The organism is Proteus sp. TSJ240517 (genome assembly GCF_047921575.1).
Lineage (GTDB): Bacteria > Pseudomonadota > Gammaproteobacteria > Enterobacterales > Enterobacteriaceae > Proteus.
The window spans coordinates 275,291-292,027 of sequence record NZ_JBLRMH010000001.1; the positions used below are offsets into that span (position 1 = coordinate 275,291).

Here is a 16,737-nt window from a genome sequence, read left to right on the forward strand (position 1 = left end):
TTGACATAAGCAGTTAATTAACCCGAAAAATTATCATTTATAGACATTTTTGCATAAATTAATTTACCTTAGTATCGATTACATGAATAATAGTGGTAATAGTAATGATTATTATTCGGTGACTTATTGTGATTAATTTTTATGCATTTAAATTGAAACCTGTGGCATTACTTTGTTCTGCCACCCTTCCTTTTATTTTGACTACACAGGCTTTTGCTGAAGAAACAGCAAAAACAGAACACGTTGAGAAGCTTGTTGTGAGCGCTCAAGCACTAAAAGTAAATACACGTTTGCAAGAAACACCTAAATCGGTTTCTGTTATTTCTCAACAAGATCTAGAAACACATGCTCCACAAAAATTAGATGAAGCATTGCGTTATACATCTGGTGTTGTCTCTCAACCTTATGGTGCGGATAACGACACAGATTGGCTTCGTGTTCGTGGCTTTGAAGCAGCAACCTATTTAGATGGTAGCCGTCTTTTCCGTGATGGTTATTATACATGGTTATTAGAGCCTTATGGTTTTGAACAAATTGAAGTGGTAAAAGGCGCATCGGCGGTATTATTTGGTGAATCGACACCAGGTGGTGCGGTTAACGTCGTACAAAAGAAACCCAGCTTTAAGCCTCAAAATGAAGTATTTCTTGAGGTCGGAAATAATGACCAACGTGGTTTAGGTTTTGATGTTTCAAGTGCTACCGATGATAAACGTGTGCGCTATCGTCTTGTTGGATTAATGAAAAAGTCAGATGGAGAATTATCTCACACTGATAATGAGCGTATTTACCTTGCGCCAAGTGTTGCGATCAACCTGACTGATGATACATCATTAACCTTTATGGCAACCTATTTGCATGATGATGGTACGCCAACTAATCCTTTCTTCCCTGCTGCCGGTACATTAATTTCATCTCCTTTTGGTAAAATAAAGCCTACTACCAACTTAGGTGAACCAGGATACGATAAATATAAACGAACCCAAATTTCAGCTGGTTATTTATTAGAGAGTAACATCAATGATGTTTGGCGTTTTTCTCAACGTTTAAATTATGGTTATAACGATCTGCTCTTACGTAGTGTTTATGCATTTCCTAATTCAGATATAACAGCAACAGAATTGAATCGCGGTGTTGTTTTCCGTGATGGTAAAAATCAAAGTATTACCTTTGATAATAATGTGGTCGGTGAATGGGATACGGATAACTTTGAGCACACATTATTAGTAGGCGCAGAATTGCAATATCACCAAACTAAAGGTGATGAACAAGATAATTATAGTTTTGGCACCATTAATCCTTGGAACCCTATTTACGGAAACTATACCCCACTCAATCCAGCAGATAACGTTAATAGGACTATTGATAAAACCCAATATAGCCTTTATTCACAATATCAAACCAAATTTGATAGTCGCTGGATTGCCGTTGCTGGTGTACGCCAAGATTGGGTAAAAACAGAGAATACAGCAAAAGTAAAAAATGAGGATAAATCTCGTACTGATAGCGAATTTAGCCTGAATGCAGGATTAATGTATTTAGCGGATAATGGATTATCGCCTTATGTCAGTTATTCCGAGTCCTTTGAGGTAATGAGCACTATCGATCCAGCAACAAAGGATCTGTATAAACCGTTAAAAGGTGAGCAAATTGAAGCAGGTGTGAAATATACACCTGATTTTATGGATGGCTACTTTAATATTGCTTGGTTTGATATTACTCAGAAAAATGCGCTTGTTGCAAACCCAACGACATTTGTTTCAACACAAACAGGTAAAGTGACTTCAAAAGGTATTGAGGTAACAAGTGAAATGCAATTAACGGAACGTTTAGCGTTAAAAGCCAATTACACCTATACCGATATGCAAACCGATGACACGGGTAATCGAGGTAAACAACAAGCAGGTTTAATTCCTAAACATACTGCTTCTGCTTGGGGTAGTTACACTATTCCAATAACAGGAACCCAAGATTTAACTTTAGGAACGGGTGTTCGTTATTTAGGTAAATCTAAAGATAATCCTAAGAGCAGTGATTTAACAGTACCAAGTGCAACATTATGGGATATGGCAGCAACCTATAATTTCAATAAACAGTGGCAATTACAGCTAAATATCAACAATATTCTTGATAAAGAATATCTCTCTGGCTGTGATTATTACTGCTATTACGGGCAATCTCGTTCTGTTTTATTAAACGCTAAATATCGCTGGTAATTTTCTTTTTTATTCCGCTTTTTATTGTTAACCATGCAATAAAAGGCGGAATATGATTTTATAAATGAGTGACCATGTTTGAACTCTCAAATATTCAAATGGATCGCGGTGGACGCACTATTTTATCAATACCCTCACTGCGTATTTCAGATTCAGGATTAACCATTGTGCTTGGCCATAATGGCTCAGGTAAATCGACACTCGTCAGTTTGTTATCGGGTCAGCAAATTCCTGATAGCGGATGTCTCACACTAAATAACCGTAATATCTCACAATATAAGCCTCGTGATTTGGCTAAACAAATCGCGTTTCTTCCCCAAAAACTTCCCGCTTCTGCTGGATTAACTGTCAGAGAATTAGTGCGTTTAGGACGCTTTCCTTGGCGTGGAACATTAGGCCGCTGGAATAAAAAAGATGATGAAATTATCACAATGGCGATGGAAAAAGCGGGAGTACTTCCTTTCGCTGACACGCTTGCAGATGATTTATCAGGTGGTGAGCGTCAACGGGCTTGGGTTGCAATGTTACTCGCTCAACAATCACCGATCTTGATCTTAGATGAACCAACCTCGGCATTAGACATACATCATCAATACCAATTAATGGAATTGTTGAGTGAGTTAAATCAAACTCAGCACGTTGGTATTATTGTTATTTTGCATGATCTTAACCTTGCCTTGCGTTATGCCACTCATATCATCGCACTTAAAAAAGGGAAAATTGCGTTTGAAGGTGAAGCCTCGTTACTTTTTGATGAAGAGCGACTCTCCTCGCTTTATGAAACACCCATTAAGCTGATTGAACACCCTGATAATAAAGGCTCACAACAACATAAAGTGGCGGTGGTATGCGTGTAATATTACAAAAAATAGTTAATTTACTGTCCTTTTGTTTAGTAATTTTATTAATTACCCCCACAGTAAATGCGGCGCAACATAATAATGAAAAGGCTTCTAACACACCGCAACGTATTATTGTTTTAGACTGGGATTTACTTGAACAAATATTAACACTTGAAGTTATCCCCGTAGGGGCAACTGAAATTGCAGGTTATAACCAATGGGTTGCTCGCCCTATTGCACCGAATTCTATTGAAGAAGTTGGTATGCGAGCAGAGCCTAATTTAGAAAAAATAGCGACGTTAAAACCTGACCTTATTTTAGCATCAAGCTCACAACAAGATTTATTACCTGTATTAGAAACCATTGCTCCTGTGGTTTATTTACCTAATTTTTCTCGCCAAGATAATGCGGCACAAGTCGCTCTAGCGCATTTTAATACCCTTGCTTCGCTTTTGGGAAAAGAAGCTCTCGCACAACAGAAGTTAGCTGAAATGGACGCTACTTTTGCGCAATTTAAAGCAAAGTTACAGCAGGCATTTATCACATTACCTGAAGTAGAAGTGATCCGTTTTTCTACGCTCACCTCCATCTTTTTATATACTGAAAATTCAACAACCGAATATGTGATAAATAAGCTGGGGCTGAAATCGGCAATATCATTACCGCCACAACCTTGGGGTATTGATCAACGAAGAATGAATGTATTGCAACAGATTAAACATGGTTATGTCCTTTATATGTTGCCTTTTCCTGATGAAAGTAAACTGCAAAAATCAGTATTATGGAAAGCCATGCCATTTGTACAAAATGGGCATTTTCATTCAGTCAAACCTGTCTGGAATTATGGAGGAATGACATCATTGACATTAATGGCGCAAGCCATTACTGAAAGCTTATTAGATATGGCACCTAATAATGAAAATTAAGCAACTTACTTTCTATTTTTTGGTAATTATCTTATTAAGCATTACCAACTTACAAATTGATAATTCTCTTTCTTTATCTCACCAATTGTATTTATTGGCTAATTCAGCCACAACAATGCCTTTTGCTGATGTTTTTTTCTTGCACGCACAATTACCACGTTTAGCTATAACCGTTGTTATTGGCGGGTTATTTGGTGTTGTTGGCAGTTTAATGCAGCAATTAACGCAAAATAATTTAACTTCCCCTTTAACCTTAGGAACTTCATCAGGTGCTTGGCTAGCCTTAGTGATCGTTAATATTTGGTTCACTGGCTGGGTTGCAGATTACAGTGCAGTAGCTGCAACAATTGGCGCTTTATTAGCCTTTTCTCTGGTGATTATTATTGCAGGTATTCGCAATATGACCGGCTTACCTTTAGTTGTTTCAGGTATGGTGGTCAATATTTTATTAGGCGCTATTGCAACGGCATTAGTGACATTAAACTCACAATTTGCTCAAAATATATTCATGTGGGGAGCTGGTGATTTAGCACAAGATGGCTGGGATAAAGTTTATTGGTTATTACCACGAATAACACCTGTTTTACTTATTTTTATCTTTGCACCTCGTATTCTCACTTTATTACGTTTAGGGCATGAAGGTGCGGCGGCTCGTGGGCTTTCTGTTTTACCTGCATTTGCCTTTTTCATTATATTAAGTACTTGGTTAGTTTCTGTTTCTATTACGGCTGTTGGTGTAATTAGTTTTATCGGATTACTTGCACCTAATATAGTTAGAACATTAGGAGCTAGAACGGCTAGCCAAGAACTCATTGCAAGTGGATTAATGGGAATATGTTTGCTGTTAATTACCGATAGTCTTGCGATATGGGTTGGTCAGTGGCTCAATACAGTTATTCCTAGTGGTGTTACGGCAGCGGCTATTGGGGCGCCAGCATTAATTTGGTTTAGTCGTAAGAAAATGCGAGCTCAAGATCAGCTTTCTATTTCAATTATTTCTCAAACTAAAAAAATATCGAATTATACGGTCATAGGAATAACGGCATTATTAATACTTGGATTAGCGCTTACCCTGTTTATTCATATTAATGAGCGCCAATGGTTATGGGAAATACCTTCAGTTTATCAATGGGCTTTGCGTTTCCCTCGTCTATTAACAGCACTCTTTGCTGGTGTTGCACTGGCTATTGCTGGCGTTATTTTACAACGTTTAATTTATAACCCGTTAGCCAGCCCAGATATTTTAGGTGTTTCATCAGGTGCAACCTTCGCTTTGGTATTTTCTAGCTTAATTCTGGGAAGCACTTTACAAACATCACAATGGGGAACGGCGTTATTAGGAAGCGGTGTTGTTATGATTATCTTATTAGTGTTGGGTAAAAGGCACCAATATGCCCCTGCCAGTTTAATCTTAACGGGTATTGCATTAACCGCGAGTTTAGAGGCTTTTATTCAGTTTTTCTTAGCGAAAGGTTCGTTAAGTAGCTATAAAATATTATTGTGGTTATCAGGCTCGACTTATCGTGTAACAGGGCAACAAGCTATTTATTTTGCATTAGCTATCATCTTTATTGTGGGCGTTGTTTTATTACTCACTCGATGGTTGGCATTAATATCAATTGGTCGAAACTTTGCTTTAGCGCGAGGATTACATACAGCGCGAGCAAGTATTATTTTACTGATTATTGTTTCTCTGTTATGTGCATTAGTTACGTCAACTGTTGGCCCTATCGCCTTTATTGGCTTAGTCGCTCCTCATATGGCGGTATTAATTGGCGCTCAAAAAATAAAATCACAATTAATTCTTTCGGGATTAATCGGTGCGACTTTAATGGTTTGGGCTGATTGGCTTGGGCAAATATTGATTTATCCTGCACAAATTGCCGCAGGAACTTTAGTAGCGATTTTAGGTGGTAGCTATTTCCTTTGTTTAATGCTGTTAAATCGTAGTCGCTGATCGAAAAAAGCCTAAGATATCAACATTAATCTTGCTGATATTCTTAGGCTTTAATTATTATTGATTGTGCTTAAATCTTACTGTTGTGATTATTTATGCATTTAAAGCCAATAAATGCAATTAACATCACTAAAGTACTTGCGCCAATGGCAACCCATACGCCAGATTGAACACCAGAATAATCAATAAGTTGCCCTGTTAATGTTGCACCAATTGCTGTGCCTACATTTAATCCTGAAAGTAACCATGTCATTCCTTCAGTAAGCTGATTTTCTGGGACTATCTTCTCAATAAGTGACATTGTCACGATATATCATTAACGCTTATTTTAGCAATTGAGTAAATTGCTGATATAGCATATTACCTAATGTTTTTGCGGTATATTCTTCGCTATGACCTAAATTATCAACAGCAGCATGCATACCATGATAAATCAATGTACTGGTTAATTCCGGTTGTGTAACATGCCAAGTTTTATTTTCTGTACCCGAAATTAACAGTGTTTGAATTTGCTGTAATGCTCTATTTTCATGAATATTGCTGCTTTGATGAAATACTTGATGAAAAAGCATGTCGTGTAATTCTTGTTTCTCAACATAAGCAATAACGCTGATTTCACACCACTGTTTTAATTTCTCACGATGATCTTGTTGTGAGCAGGCATCCATGGCGTTATCTATTTTATTTAAATACCAATCCATATAACGTGTTCTGAGCGCATCAAGAACGTCTGTTTTGGCAGAAAAATAGTGATAATACGTTCCTTTTGCTACCCCTGCTTTTTTTACAATATCGCTAACGGTTGTGGCATCAAAACCTTTATCAAGAAATAACGCTTCTGCGGCATTCATTAACTCTTCTAAACGAACCTCTGCGGGTTTTGTTCTTGGTTTATCTGTTATTTGTTCTTCTAATGACATTGCTTATCTCCCTCAAAGTCGCTTGTAAAGAGTACTCTATATTAAAGCGAGTCACAATGATGACAAATGAAACTCATTATCAATATCAATTGACCGACGGTCGGTCGAGTATTATTATGCCATTATTATTCATCATTAAGGCAATAAAAGCTTATGACTTATTTAAAACGACTGTCACTTATCTGTGCCATTTGTTTAGGTACTTTTATGGCAACTCTCGATATTAGTATCGTGAATGTAGCTCTGCCAACTATTCAAAATGATATACATGCTGATATGGCAACCTTGCAGTGGATTGTTGATGCTTATGCGCTTTGTTTGTCAGCCTGTATTTTGTCATCAGGTCCTTTGAGCGATCGCTTTGGGCGAAAGAAGGTATGGCTATGGGGCGTGATTATTTTCACGTTAGGTTCAGTAATTTGTGCGATTGCACAGCAACATGAAATATTAATTCTTGGACGTATTATTCAAGGTATTGCCGCGGCTACACTTATTCCGGGTGCATTGTCTTTAATTACTCATGCTTTTCCTATTGATATTGAACGGGTTCGCATTATCGGTATTTGGTCTTCAGTCAGTGCATTATCGTTAATTATTGGTCCTATTTTAGGCGGTTTTTTAGTTTATGTGAGTGGCTGGGCGAGTATATTTCTTATTAATATTCCTATTGGCATTATTACCATCTTATTAGGTTGGTATGGATTAAGTGAGAGTGCTGATCCTGAAAATGTTGCTTTAGATCCTTTTGGCCAATTAACCAGTATGTTGGGATTAGGATTACTGACTTATGGTTTAATTGAAGCTGGCTCTGTGGGTTGGTCACATTATAGAACAGTATCAACACTGATTATGGGGATTATATTCCTTGCCCTTTTCTTAATGATAGAAAAACGTGTGGAGCGTCCTTTATTACCACTGGCTTTATTTAAAGATCGCACGTTCTTTCAATATAACCTTTCTTCTTTTACCTTGGGTTTTGCTACATACAGTAATGTATTTTTTATCGCATTCTTTTTGCAAAAAGCACAAGGTTGGAGTGCATTAGAAGCGGGTTGGAGAATGGCACCAGAATTTATTGCAATGGCACTATTTTCTATGTCTTTTGGACGGTTATCTTCTTATTTCTCTGTTAGAAAACTTATGATCTGTGGTTTCTTATTAATCGCTATTTCTTCTTGTTTATTAGCGACATTAGCAACAAATAGCCATTATGGAATAACCGGAAGCTATCTGTTTGTATTAGGTGCTGGAATGGGATTAGCAACACCCGCAATAGGTGCTTTAGTGATGAAAAGTGTGTCACCATCTCGTTCTGGTATGGCGTCTGCAACCATGAATGCATTAAGACAAACGGGTATGACAATGGGAATTGCTTTATTAGGCACTTTGATGGTGCAGCAAGCAATTCATTATATGGTGCTCCAAAGTCAGACATTGGGAATATCTGTAAGTTATACCGATATTGTTAGTTTGGTGACTGAAAATACGACAAATAGTTTAGACAAAGGATTTGTCACTCTATTACCAGAGGTATTTAATTCGGGGTTTGCTTATGCAATTGCGATCGCGGGGATCTCATGTTTTGTGACTTTATTTATTGTGCTCTTTCCTGTTAAAGCAAAACATAAGGCACTTACTCAACAAATCACAGATTAATATCTATAAACGTTGAGCTAGAAATTCAAGAAAAGACTCAATATTACGTGAGAGTGTGCTACGAGTTGCATATATTGCCACTAAGTTAATCGTTGCGGGTTGTTGAGGAAACTCGATAGCTCGTAACTTCCCTTCTTTAATCATATCAAGGCAGCAATGCTCAGCTAAAATAGCAAATCCCAATCCTTTTAATACTGCTGATTTTGCTAATATGGCACTGTTTACTCGATAATTACTATTAATGGTTACTCTGATTGGCTTTTTATCTTCATCCATAAATATCCAAGGTTGCCCTTCTAGTGCGCTTAAGCTAGAAATACAAGGCATTTTGCTTAATTGTTCAATATGTGTGGGTATTCCTGTTTTTTCTAATAATTCATTAGATGCCACAACAATACTGCGCCATGATTTAATTAAGCGTGAGTGATAGCTACTATCCGCTAAATTTCCACGATGAAAAGTTAACAGTAAATCAATATCATCATCGATGATATTTCTTGGCATTAGTTGGGTATCACATTGAATAAGTAAATTAGGATGAAGTGCAGCAAAATCAGCCAAAATATCACCAAGTAGCTCACTGCCATATTCACTCGGAATAGTTAAACGGAAAGTACCCGTTAATGGTCCATCACTAGTGATATTGCTTACAACATTGTCTAATTCAGTTAAGGTTTTTATTCCTTGCTGATAGAGTATTTTGCCTTGTTCAGTAAGGCGCATTTTTCGAGTTGTTCTATCAATAAGTTTACAATTGAGTTGCTGTTCAAGCTGTTTAATTGCACGACTGATATTTGAGGTAGGCATAGATAATAGCCGAGCTGCTGCTGCAAATTGCCCTTGCTCTGCTACGGCAGAAAAAATACGTAATAAATTAAGATCGATTTGCATAAATAATTCACTGCCTACTGTATTTCTATTACTCAATATAGGCAGTGTATCATTCATTTTCTTTTCACTCGTTAATAATTAACAGTAACCATGAGACATGAGTTTTTGATAGCGTTTATCTAAAAGTTCTTCGGTTGAATAGCTTTTTAATAAGGCTAAGTCAGTTAATAACTGTTGTTTAAGAAATTCGGCAGCTTGTTGATGATCTCGATGAGCTCCACCTAATGGCTCTGGAATAATGGCGTCGATAATACCTAATGATTGTAATTTAGGTGCTGTCATTCCCATGGTTTCTGCCGCAATTGGCGCTTTATCAGAACTTTTCCACAGAATAGATGCACAGCCTTCTGGTGAAATTGCTGCATAAGTACTGTATTGCAGCATATTAACTTTATCACCAACACCAATAGCTAGCGCACCTCCAGAAAATCCTTCACCAGTAATAGTGCAAATAATAGGTGTTTTTAATCGTGACATTTCAAGAATATTACGTGCGATAGCTTCAGCTTGTCCGCGCTCTTCAGCACCAACACCAGGGTACGCTCCCGCAGAATCAATAAAAATAATTACGGGTAGATGAAAGCGCTCCGCCATTTTCATTAAACGTAATGCTTTTCTATAACCTTCTGGTGACGGCATACCAAAATTGCGAAGAATTTTCTCTTTTGTATCACGCCCTTTTTGCTGCCCAATCACCATGACTGGCATTTTGTCTAAACGCGCTAAACCCGCAACAATCGCTTTATCATCGGCATAAGCTCTATCACCCGCCAACTCCTGAAAATCAGTAAAAACCGCTTTAATATAGTCAAGGGTATATGGACGCATTGGGTGACGAGCGAGTTGCACAATTTCCCAAGCACCTAAATCAGTAAAAATAGATTTTGTCAGCGAAAGGCTTTTTTGCCTTAAACGTGCGATTTCTTCATCTAAATTAATACCTGTTGGTTCATCTTGAGATTGCTTAAAGGTGAGCAATGCATCTATTTTTTCGTCTAATTCAACAATAGGTTTTTCAAATTCAAGATGAATAAAAGACATAACGACCTCAGATTTAATTCAGTAAATAAAACAATGATTGGCTCAGTTTAGAAAAAATAACAATGTGTTAATAGATTAGAATTTGATAAACACTATTATCAAAAATGGGATAATTGAACATTACAACAAGATCAGCAAGAAAAAAGATAAGATCAAAAAGAGCTTTTTTTCTGACTTTAAGCTATACAGTAATTACTAAGTTATGTATTAATATACAGTGCGAATTTGTTCTTTTTTTCACCCGTAAAAAATCGTACGAATTATAAAACACGCCATAAAATACAAATAATTAGAATAAAGATAATATGTTCTCAAAAAAAACACGCTCAACAGCTGCACTGCTATTTTCATCACTTCTTCTTACAATAGGAAGAGGTGCAACATTACCGTTTATGGCTATCTATTTGTCGAGGGAGTATCAATTACCTGTCGATGATATTGGTATTGCCATGTCTATTGCATTAACAACGGGGATTTTCTTCAGCCTTGGCTTTGGCATGCTTGCTGATAAATTTGAGAAAAAACGTTATATGATCCTTGCAATTCTAACGTTTATTTTTGGATTTGCTGCAATCCCTCTTGTTCATAGCACTATTTTAGTCGTTATCTTTTTTTCTGTGATTAACTGCTCTTATTTAGTGTTTTCAACCGTATTAAAAGCGTATTTTGCCGAAACCTTATCAGTTTCAGCAAAACCTAAAATATTCTCTCTAAACTATACCTTTATCAATATGGGATGGACGGTGGGGCCCCCTATCGGCACCTTATTATTAATGTATGGAACACAATTACCTTTCTGGCTTGCAGCTATTTCGGCAACATTTCCACTATTTATGATCCAAGTTTTTGTTCAACGCTCAAAAGCGGTGAATACAGATGAAGAAAATAGTGTGAAATGGGATCCGAAAATAATGCTAAAAGATAGAGCATTAAGTTGGTTTGTACTCTCAACTTTTTTCGGTACATTAACGTTTGGCTCTTTTGCCTCATGTATTTCGCAATATATTTTAGTGGTTTACGATGCAAAATTAGCAGAGTCTGTTATCGCCGTGGTATTACCTGTAAACGCTGCCATTGTAGTCTCTTTACAATATATAGTGGGTAAACATGTTACCGCAGAAAGGCTACGTAAATTAATGACATTAGGTACGTTATTTTTTATGACAGGCTTACTTGGCTTTATGTTTGCTGGTGACAATTTAATCTTTTGGGCACTAGCTATCGCTGTGTTTACCTTTGGTGAATTAATTTATGCACCAGGCGAGTATATGATGATTGATAACATTGCACCGTTAGGAATGAAAGCAAGTTATTTCTCTGCACAGTCACTCGGTTGGTTAGGTGCGGCGCTTAATCCACTTGCCAGTGGTTTTATTTTAACTGCATTTCCGCCCGCCTCTTTATTCGCTATTTTAATGGTGGTTTCTGCATTGGCTTGGTTTTGTATGATCCAAGGTATGAATGCCAGCCGAAATAAAATGATATCTGTTTAATATATTAGGTATTAATAAAATCATAACCACCCATCTTACGAGTGGTTATGATTTTTAGCCGAGTGGGATTTATAGTTTATTCAGTCTCTGACTTTATGCTTTTTTCTGCCAATAGATTAAGTAAAGCATATTTCTTTTCAATATTACGTTGTGCTTGATTCGCTAATGCCATTGCTTTATCAGGATAGATTTTAAATAGTCGACTAAAACGTTGCTCTTTATTTAACACCGCAGAAGCGACTTGGTTAGGAGCTCTTGAATCTAGCGTTAACGGATTTTTGCCCTCTTGTTCACGGCGAGGATCAAATCGATAGAGAGGCCAGAAACCTGATGCAGTCAGTTGCTTCATTTGTTCATAGCTAAAGGCCAAGTCATAACCATGCTCTTCACAAGGACTATAAGCAATAATCAGTGAAGGTCCTTGATAGGCCTCCGCTTCTTGAATGGCTTTAATAGTTTGGTTCATTTGAGCACCAATAGCGATTTGAGCAACATAAATGTTGCCATACATCATCATGGTGATACCCAAATCTTTGCGAGCTTTATTTTTTCCATCCTCACCAAATTTAGTAATAGCGCCCATTGGGGTTGCTTTAGATTGTTGTCCACCAGTATTGGAATAACATTGTGTATCTAACACCAGTACATTAACGTTTTCACCGCTACTCAATACATGATCAAGTCCGCCAAAACCAATATCATAAGCCCAACCGTCACCGCCAACCATCCATACAGATTTTTGCATTAAATAGTGCGCATCATGGAGTAACTCTTTGGCTAGTGGATCACTACTGTGACCTAATAAGGTGGATAACTCATTAATTCCATTGCGTTTATCCTGATTAGAATTATTCGTATCAGTCAACGTTTGATAAAGTGAAGCGGGTATTTCTGTTGCAAATCGATTTAATAAGCGCTCAACACGTTTTTTATGCTGATCTAAGGTGAGACGAAAACCTAGACCAAATTCGGCATTATCTTCAAACAAGGAGTTAGCCCAAGCAGGCCCTCTGCCTTCTCTGTTTGTGGTATAGGGTGTGGTTGGGAGATTACCACCGTAAATAGATGAACACCCTGTGGCATTTGCAATTAATAATTCATCGCCATAAAGCTGAGTTAATAATTTAATATAGGCGGTTTCACCACAGCCAGAACATGCACCTGAATATTCAAATAGTGGCGTAATTAATTGTGATGTCCTGATATCTATTTTTTCTAATTCAGAAGGATGTAAATCAGGTAATTGATTGAAGAAATTGAAGTTTTGTTTTTCTTGTTCTAATACACCAAGCTTTTCAATCATATTGATCGCCCTGATGTTTGGATCTTGTCTGTCTTTGGCTGGGCAAACTTCATAGCATAAGTTACAGCCAGTACAATCTTCAGGTGCAACTTGTAAAATATAGTCTAACCCTTTCATTTCACGAGATTTTACAGGAAGTTTTTCAAGGGTTATTGGTGCATTTTCTAACAGGCTAGTCTTGGTCACTTTAGCGCGAATAGCAGCATGAGGACAAGCGGCAACGCAATAGTTGCACTGTGTACATAAAGACGGTTTCCAGACAGGAATAAATTCAGCAATATTACGTTTTTCCCATTGTGTTGTGCCAGTTGGCCATGTGCCATCAGGTGGAAATGCCGAAACAGGTAAACTATCACCAAGCCCTGCTATCATCATGGCGGTGACTGTTTTGACAAAATCAGGCGCATTATCAGCGACAATCGGGGATTTATAAGGACTTTCGGTTAATACAGTCCCAACAGGAACGCGCTCTAATGCAGACAATGTTTGTGAAATCGCCATTAAGTTCGCATTGACCAATGCTTCGCCTTTATTTTGATAACTTTTAATAATTGTCTTATGCAGATAATCATTTATCTTTTCGGCAGGGAAAAGAGATGTTAAGTGGAAAAATGCTGTTTGCATTATGGTATTAATTCGTGCGCCTAATTGGCATTCACGCGCAATCTTATAAGCATTAATAACATAGATGCGCGCTTCTTTTTCAATAAGTAGCGCTTGAACTTCTTGCGGTAATTTAGCCCAAACGGTTGGCGCTGAATAAGGGGTATTTAATAGAAGTGTGCCCCCTACTTTTAATTTCTCAACAATTTGGTATTTATCAATAAACTGCCATTGGTGACAACCAATAAAATCAGCCTGTTTAATGAGGTAAGTTGAGTTAATAGGCGTTTGACTGATCCTTAAATGAGAAACAGTTAATCCACCCGCTTTTTTTGAGTCATAAACAAAATAGCCTTGGGCATATAACGGTGTGTTGCTACCAATAATATTAATATTATTCTTAGTCGCAGAAACAGAACCATCACTACCTAATCCATAAAAGAGTGCGCTAAGTTTATGATGTTCAGGTAATTTGGCATCCATAGGCATAATTGATAAATGTGTTACATCATCATAAATACCAACAGTGAACCGACGTTTAGGTTTAGATTGCTGTAATTCTTTAAACACAGCCATAACACAATCTGGATCGAATTCTTTTGAAGATAATCCATAACGACCAGAAATAGTCAGAGGCAATATTTCACGTTCACCTTGATGATAGGCTTCGGCAAATGCCGTAATAACATCAAGATAGAGAGGTTCAGCCTGTGCGCCTGGCTCTTTAGTTCTATCAAGAACAGCAATAGACTCAACTGAATTTGGAATAGCATCAAGAAAATGACACGCCGAAAATGGGCGATAAAGGTGTACACAAAGTAAGCCGAGTTTCTCGCCTTGCGTATTGAGCATATCAATAACTTCTTTACAAGGACCCGCGGCTGAACCCATTAGAACAATAATTCGTGTAGCTTGAGGATGCCCATAATATTCAAATGGCTGATAAGTACGCCCAGTCACTTTGGCAAATAAATTCATTGCCTCTTCAACATGTTGATAACCACTGTTATACCAAGGGTTCGAGGCTTCTCTAGCTTGAAAATAAGTATCAGGATTGGCGGAAGTTCCTCTTATCACAGGCGATTCTGGCGATAATGCACGTTGGCGATGAGCTTCAATCGCAGAGTATGGGATAAGCTGTTTGAGTTCATCATCAGAAATAGACATTATTTTATTCATTTCATGTGATGTTCTAAATCCATCAAAAAAATGAACAAATGGAATACGGCTATTGAGCGTTGCTATCTGCGCAATCACCGCAAAGTCTTGCGCTTCTTGCACACTATTGGCACAAAGTAGCGCACAGCCAGTTTGTCGTATTGCCATTACATCCGAATGATCACCAAAAATAGACAAAGCATGTGTTGCGACAGTACGTGCAGCGACATGCAATACAAAAGGCGTTAATTCCCCTGCTATTTTATAAAGTGATGGGATCATTAATAATAATCCCTGAGATGAGGTAAATGTGGTGGCTAACGCACCTGTTTGTAATGCACCATGAACCGTTGCTATCGCACCGCCTTCGGATTGCATTTCCATTAATCGAGGTATATCCCCCCAAAGATTGGGCTGGTGAGCAACTGCCCAACGATCAGCATATTCCGCCATCGTCGAGCTAGGTGTTATGGGATAAATAGCAATAACTTCATTTAAGCGATAAGCGATAGAAGCAACAGCTTGGTTAGCATCTGTTGTGATATAAGGGTGCAGTTTATGACTCACAATAATTACCTTTGTTGTTGATCTTTTTTCTTATGCTTTTGAAATTAGCAGAAATTAATTACAAGGAATTATCGTATTTGTGGCTCAAGAGCGATTTATTTGCCAATTAGATGATTTTAGTCAACATTGGCAAATAAATAAAATTGTTATTTAACAATGAATTAAATAATAGTTTTATTGTCGTTGGTGTTGTTTACGGTAACCAGATAAAGAATTACCCGTTTCTCTTTTAAAGTATCGGCATAAATAAGAGGGATCATCAAAATGGAGCTTCACTGATAATTCATTTACCGACAGCGAAGTGTGCATTAATAACGCCTTTATTTCAAGGATAACTTGACGATTAATCAAAGTCTTAGGCGCATCATTAAAGAATTGCTTTGTTATTTGAGATAAATAAAACGGTGTAATGTTAAGCTGATTTGCATAAAAAACCACCTCCCTATGTGCTAAACAATGCTTGCCAATCAATTCCCAAAACTGCCAGCAGAGCTTTTCTTTACGACTAAATTCTTTTTTGGCGATAGAGAAATGAGCGGGTATTGATTCAGTAATAGCAAAAAAGAGATTTTGTAAGTGGTTTTTTAACATTAATTTTCTGTGTTCAGAATAACTGTGATCTATATGTGTTAGTTGTTGAATCCATCTATTTAAGGCTTCATATTGTTCTTTATGTGGATGGCAAATAGGGTTGTCATGGAGAAAAGCAAATAAAGTATTTGAAAGAGAATAAGCAATTTCTGAAGCAAAAGATTTATCGAGAAAACAATAGAATAAGCGAAAATTCGCTGATTTTCGACTCAAAACCGCCATCATATCATCGCCTAAAATAAGAATATCATTCGCTTTGATCACCTGTTTTTGAAAACTAATATTGATTACCGCCCTCCCTTCTAAGCAAATCATGACTACGATATAGGATAATGGTAAAGGATAACCTATTTAATTCATCATATTACTTTCACCCATAATGGCATATTGCGGTGAAGTATTAAGTTGTGACAATACTTGGTTCAGCATAAATCCATTACCTCTTTTGCTCCTGACTTAACCCACTTTATGTTTTTATATTTGACGATATTGAACGTAATAACAAGTATCCCCTCTCATTTAGTTGTCAAAAGTACCGATTTTACCTCTTTTATGATATTCGGTTTTTTAGTTGTT

General features: G+C 37.3%; 12 protein-coding genes. 6 read left to right on the forward strand and 6 right to left on the reverse strand.

The annotated features are described in order from the left end of the window. Positions 1–128: 128 nt before the first annotated feature. The 4 genes from ACNARN_RS01340 to fhuB all read left to right on the forward strand — a co-directional run bounded on the left by ACNARN_RS01340 (position 129) and on the right by fhuB (position 5,938). Positions 129–2,213 carry a TonB-dependent siderophore receptor gene (locus ACNARN_RS01340; protein ID WP_416304034.1) on the forward strand — a complete coding sequence of 695 codons (2,085 nt, stop codon included), beginning with the start codon at positions 129–131 and terminating at the stop codon, positions 2,211–2,213. A 74-nt stretch (positions 2,214–2,287) separates the two neighbouring features. Beyond that, the gene (locus ACNARN_RS01345) at positions 2,288–3,070 is read left to right on the forward strand and encodes an ABC transporter ATP-binding protein (RefSeq protein ID WP_198625626.1); all 783 of its coding nucleotides are present in this window, start codon (positions 2,288–2,290) and stop codon (positions 3,068–3,070) included. Then, positions 3,061–3,981 (forward strand): iron-siderophore ABC transporter substrate-binding protein, encoded by a 921-nt coding sequence (locus tag ACNARN_RS01350; RefSeq protein WP_416304035.1) that lies wholly within the window; start codon positions 3,061–3,063, stop codon positions 3,979–3,981. The genes ACNARN_RS01345 and ACNARN_RS01350 overlap by 10 nt, the downstream gene beginning before the upstream one ends. Next, a complete protein-coding gene (gene fhuB, locus ACNARN_RS01355) occupies positions 3,971–5,938 on the forward strand; it encodes a Fe(3+)-hydroxamate ABC transporter permease FhuB (protein ID WP_198632718.1) in 1,968 nt (655 codons plus the stop codon). Before ACNARN_RS01350 ends, fhuB begins: the two co-directional genes overlap by 11 nt. Positions 5,939–6,008: 70 nt before the next feature. Here fhuB and ACNARN_RS01360 read toward each other — a convergent pair whose 3' ends face one another. Further along, on the reverse strand, positions 6,009–6,239 hold the full coding sequence (locus ACNARN_RS01360; RefSeq protein ID WP_349443076.1) for an MFS transporter: 231 nt from the start codon (positions 6,237–6,239) through the stop codon (positions 6,009–6,011). Between the two features lie 22 nt (positions 6,240–6,261). Continuing rightward, the gene (locus tag ACNARN_RS01365; protein ID WP_102086730.1) at positions 6,262–6,858 is read right to left on the reverse strand and encodes a TetR/AcrR family transcriptional regulator; all 597 of its coding nucleotides are present in this window, start codon (positions 6,856–6,858) and stop codon (positions 6,262–6,264) included. A gap of 153 nt (positions 6,859–7,011) precedes the next feature. Between ACNARN_RS01365 and ACNARN_RS01370 the strand changes: the two genes are divergently transcribed. Next, positions 7,012–8,514, forward strand: coding sequence for an MFS transporter (locus ACNARN_RS01370; RefSeq protein WP_416304036.1), 1,503 nt, complete (start codon positions 7,012–7,014; stop codon positions 8,512–8,514). Between the two features lie 3 nt (positions 8,515–8,517). Here ACNARN_RS01370 and ACNARN_RS01375 read toward each other — a convergent pair whose 3' ends face one another. Further along, positions 8,518–9,405 (reverse strand): LysR family transcriptional regulator, encoded by an 888-nt coding sequence (locus ACNARN_RS01375; RefSeq protein ID WP_102086831.1) that lies wholly within the window; start codon positions 9,403–9,405, stop codon positions 8,518–8,520. 78 nt (positions 9,406–9,483) lie between these two features. Continuing rightward, positions 9,484–10,446 carry an acetyl-CoA carboxylase carboxyl transferase subunit alpha gene (gene accA, locus ACNARN_RS01380; RefSeq protein WP_100158242.1) on the reverse strand — a complete coding sequence of 321 codons (963 nt, stop codon included), beginning with the start codon at positions 10,444–10,446 and terminating at the stop codon, positions 9,484–9,486. Between the two features lie 305 nt (positions 10,447–10,751). Between accA and ydeE the strand changes: the two genes are divergently transcribed. Further along, on the forward strand, positions 10,752–11,939 hold the full coding sequence (ydeE, locus tag ACNARN_RS01385) for an efflux MFS transporter YdeE (RefSeq protein ID WP_196532712.1): 1,188 nt from the start codon (positions 10,752–10,754) through the stop codon (positions 11,937–11,939). 76 nt (positions 11,940–12,015) lie between these two features. Here the strand turns inward: ydeE and nifJ are convergent, their stop codons facing one another. Together nifJ and ACNARN_RS01395 are read right to left on the reverse strand one after the other, a co-directional pair. Next, positions 12,016–15,570, reverse strand: coding sequence for a pyruvate:ferredoxin (flavodoxin) oxidoreductase (gene nifJ, locus ACNARN_RS01390; protein ID WP_416304037.1), 3,555 nt, complete (start codon positions 15,568–15,570; stop codon positions 12,016–12,018). A gap of 174 nt (positions 15,571–15,744) precedes the next feature. Further along, positions 15,745–16,476, reverse strand: a complete 732-nt coding sequence (locus tag ACNARN_RS01395) for a helix-turn-helix domain-containing protein (RefSeq protein WP_416304038.1) — start codon at positions 16,474–16,476, stop codon at positions 15,745–15,747. Between the last annotated feature and the right edge of the window lie 261 nt (positions 16,477–16,737).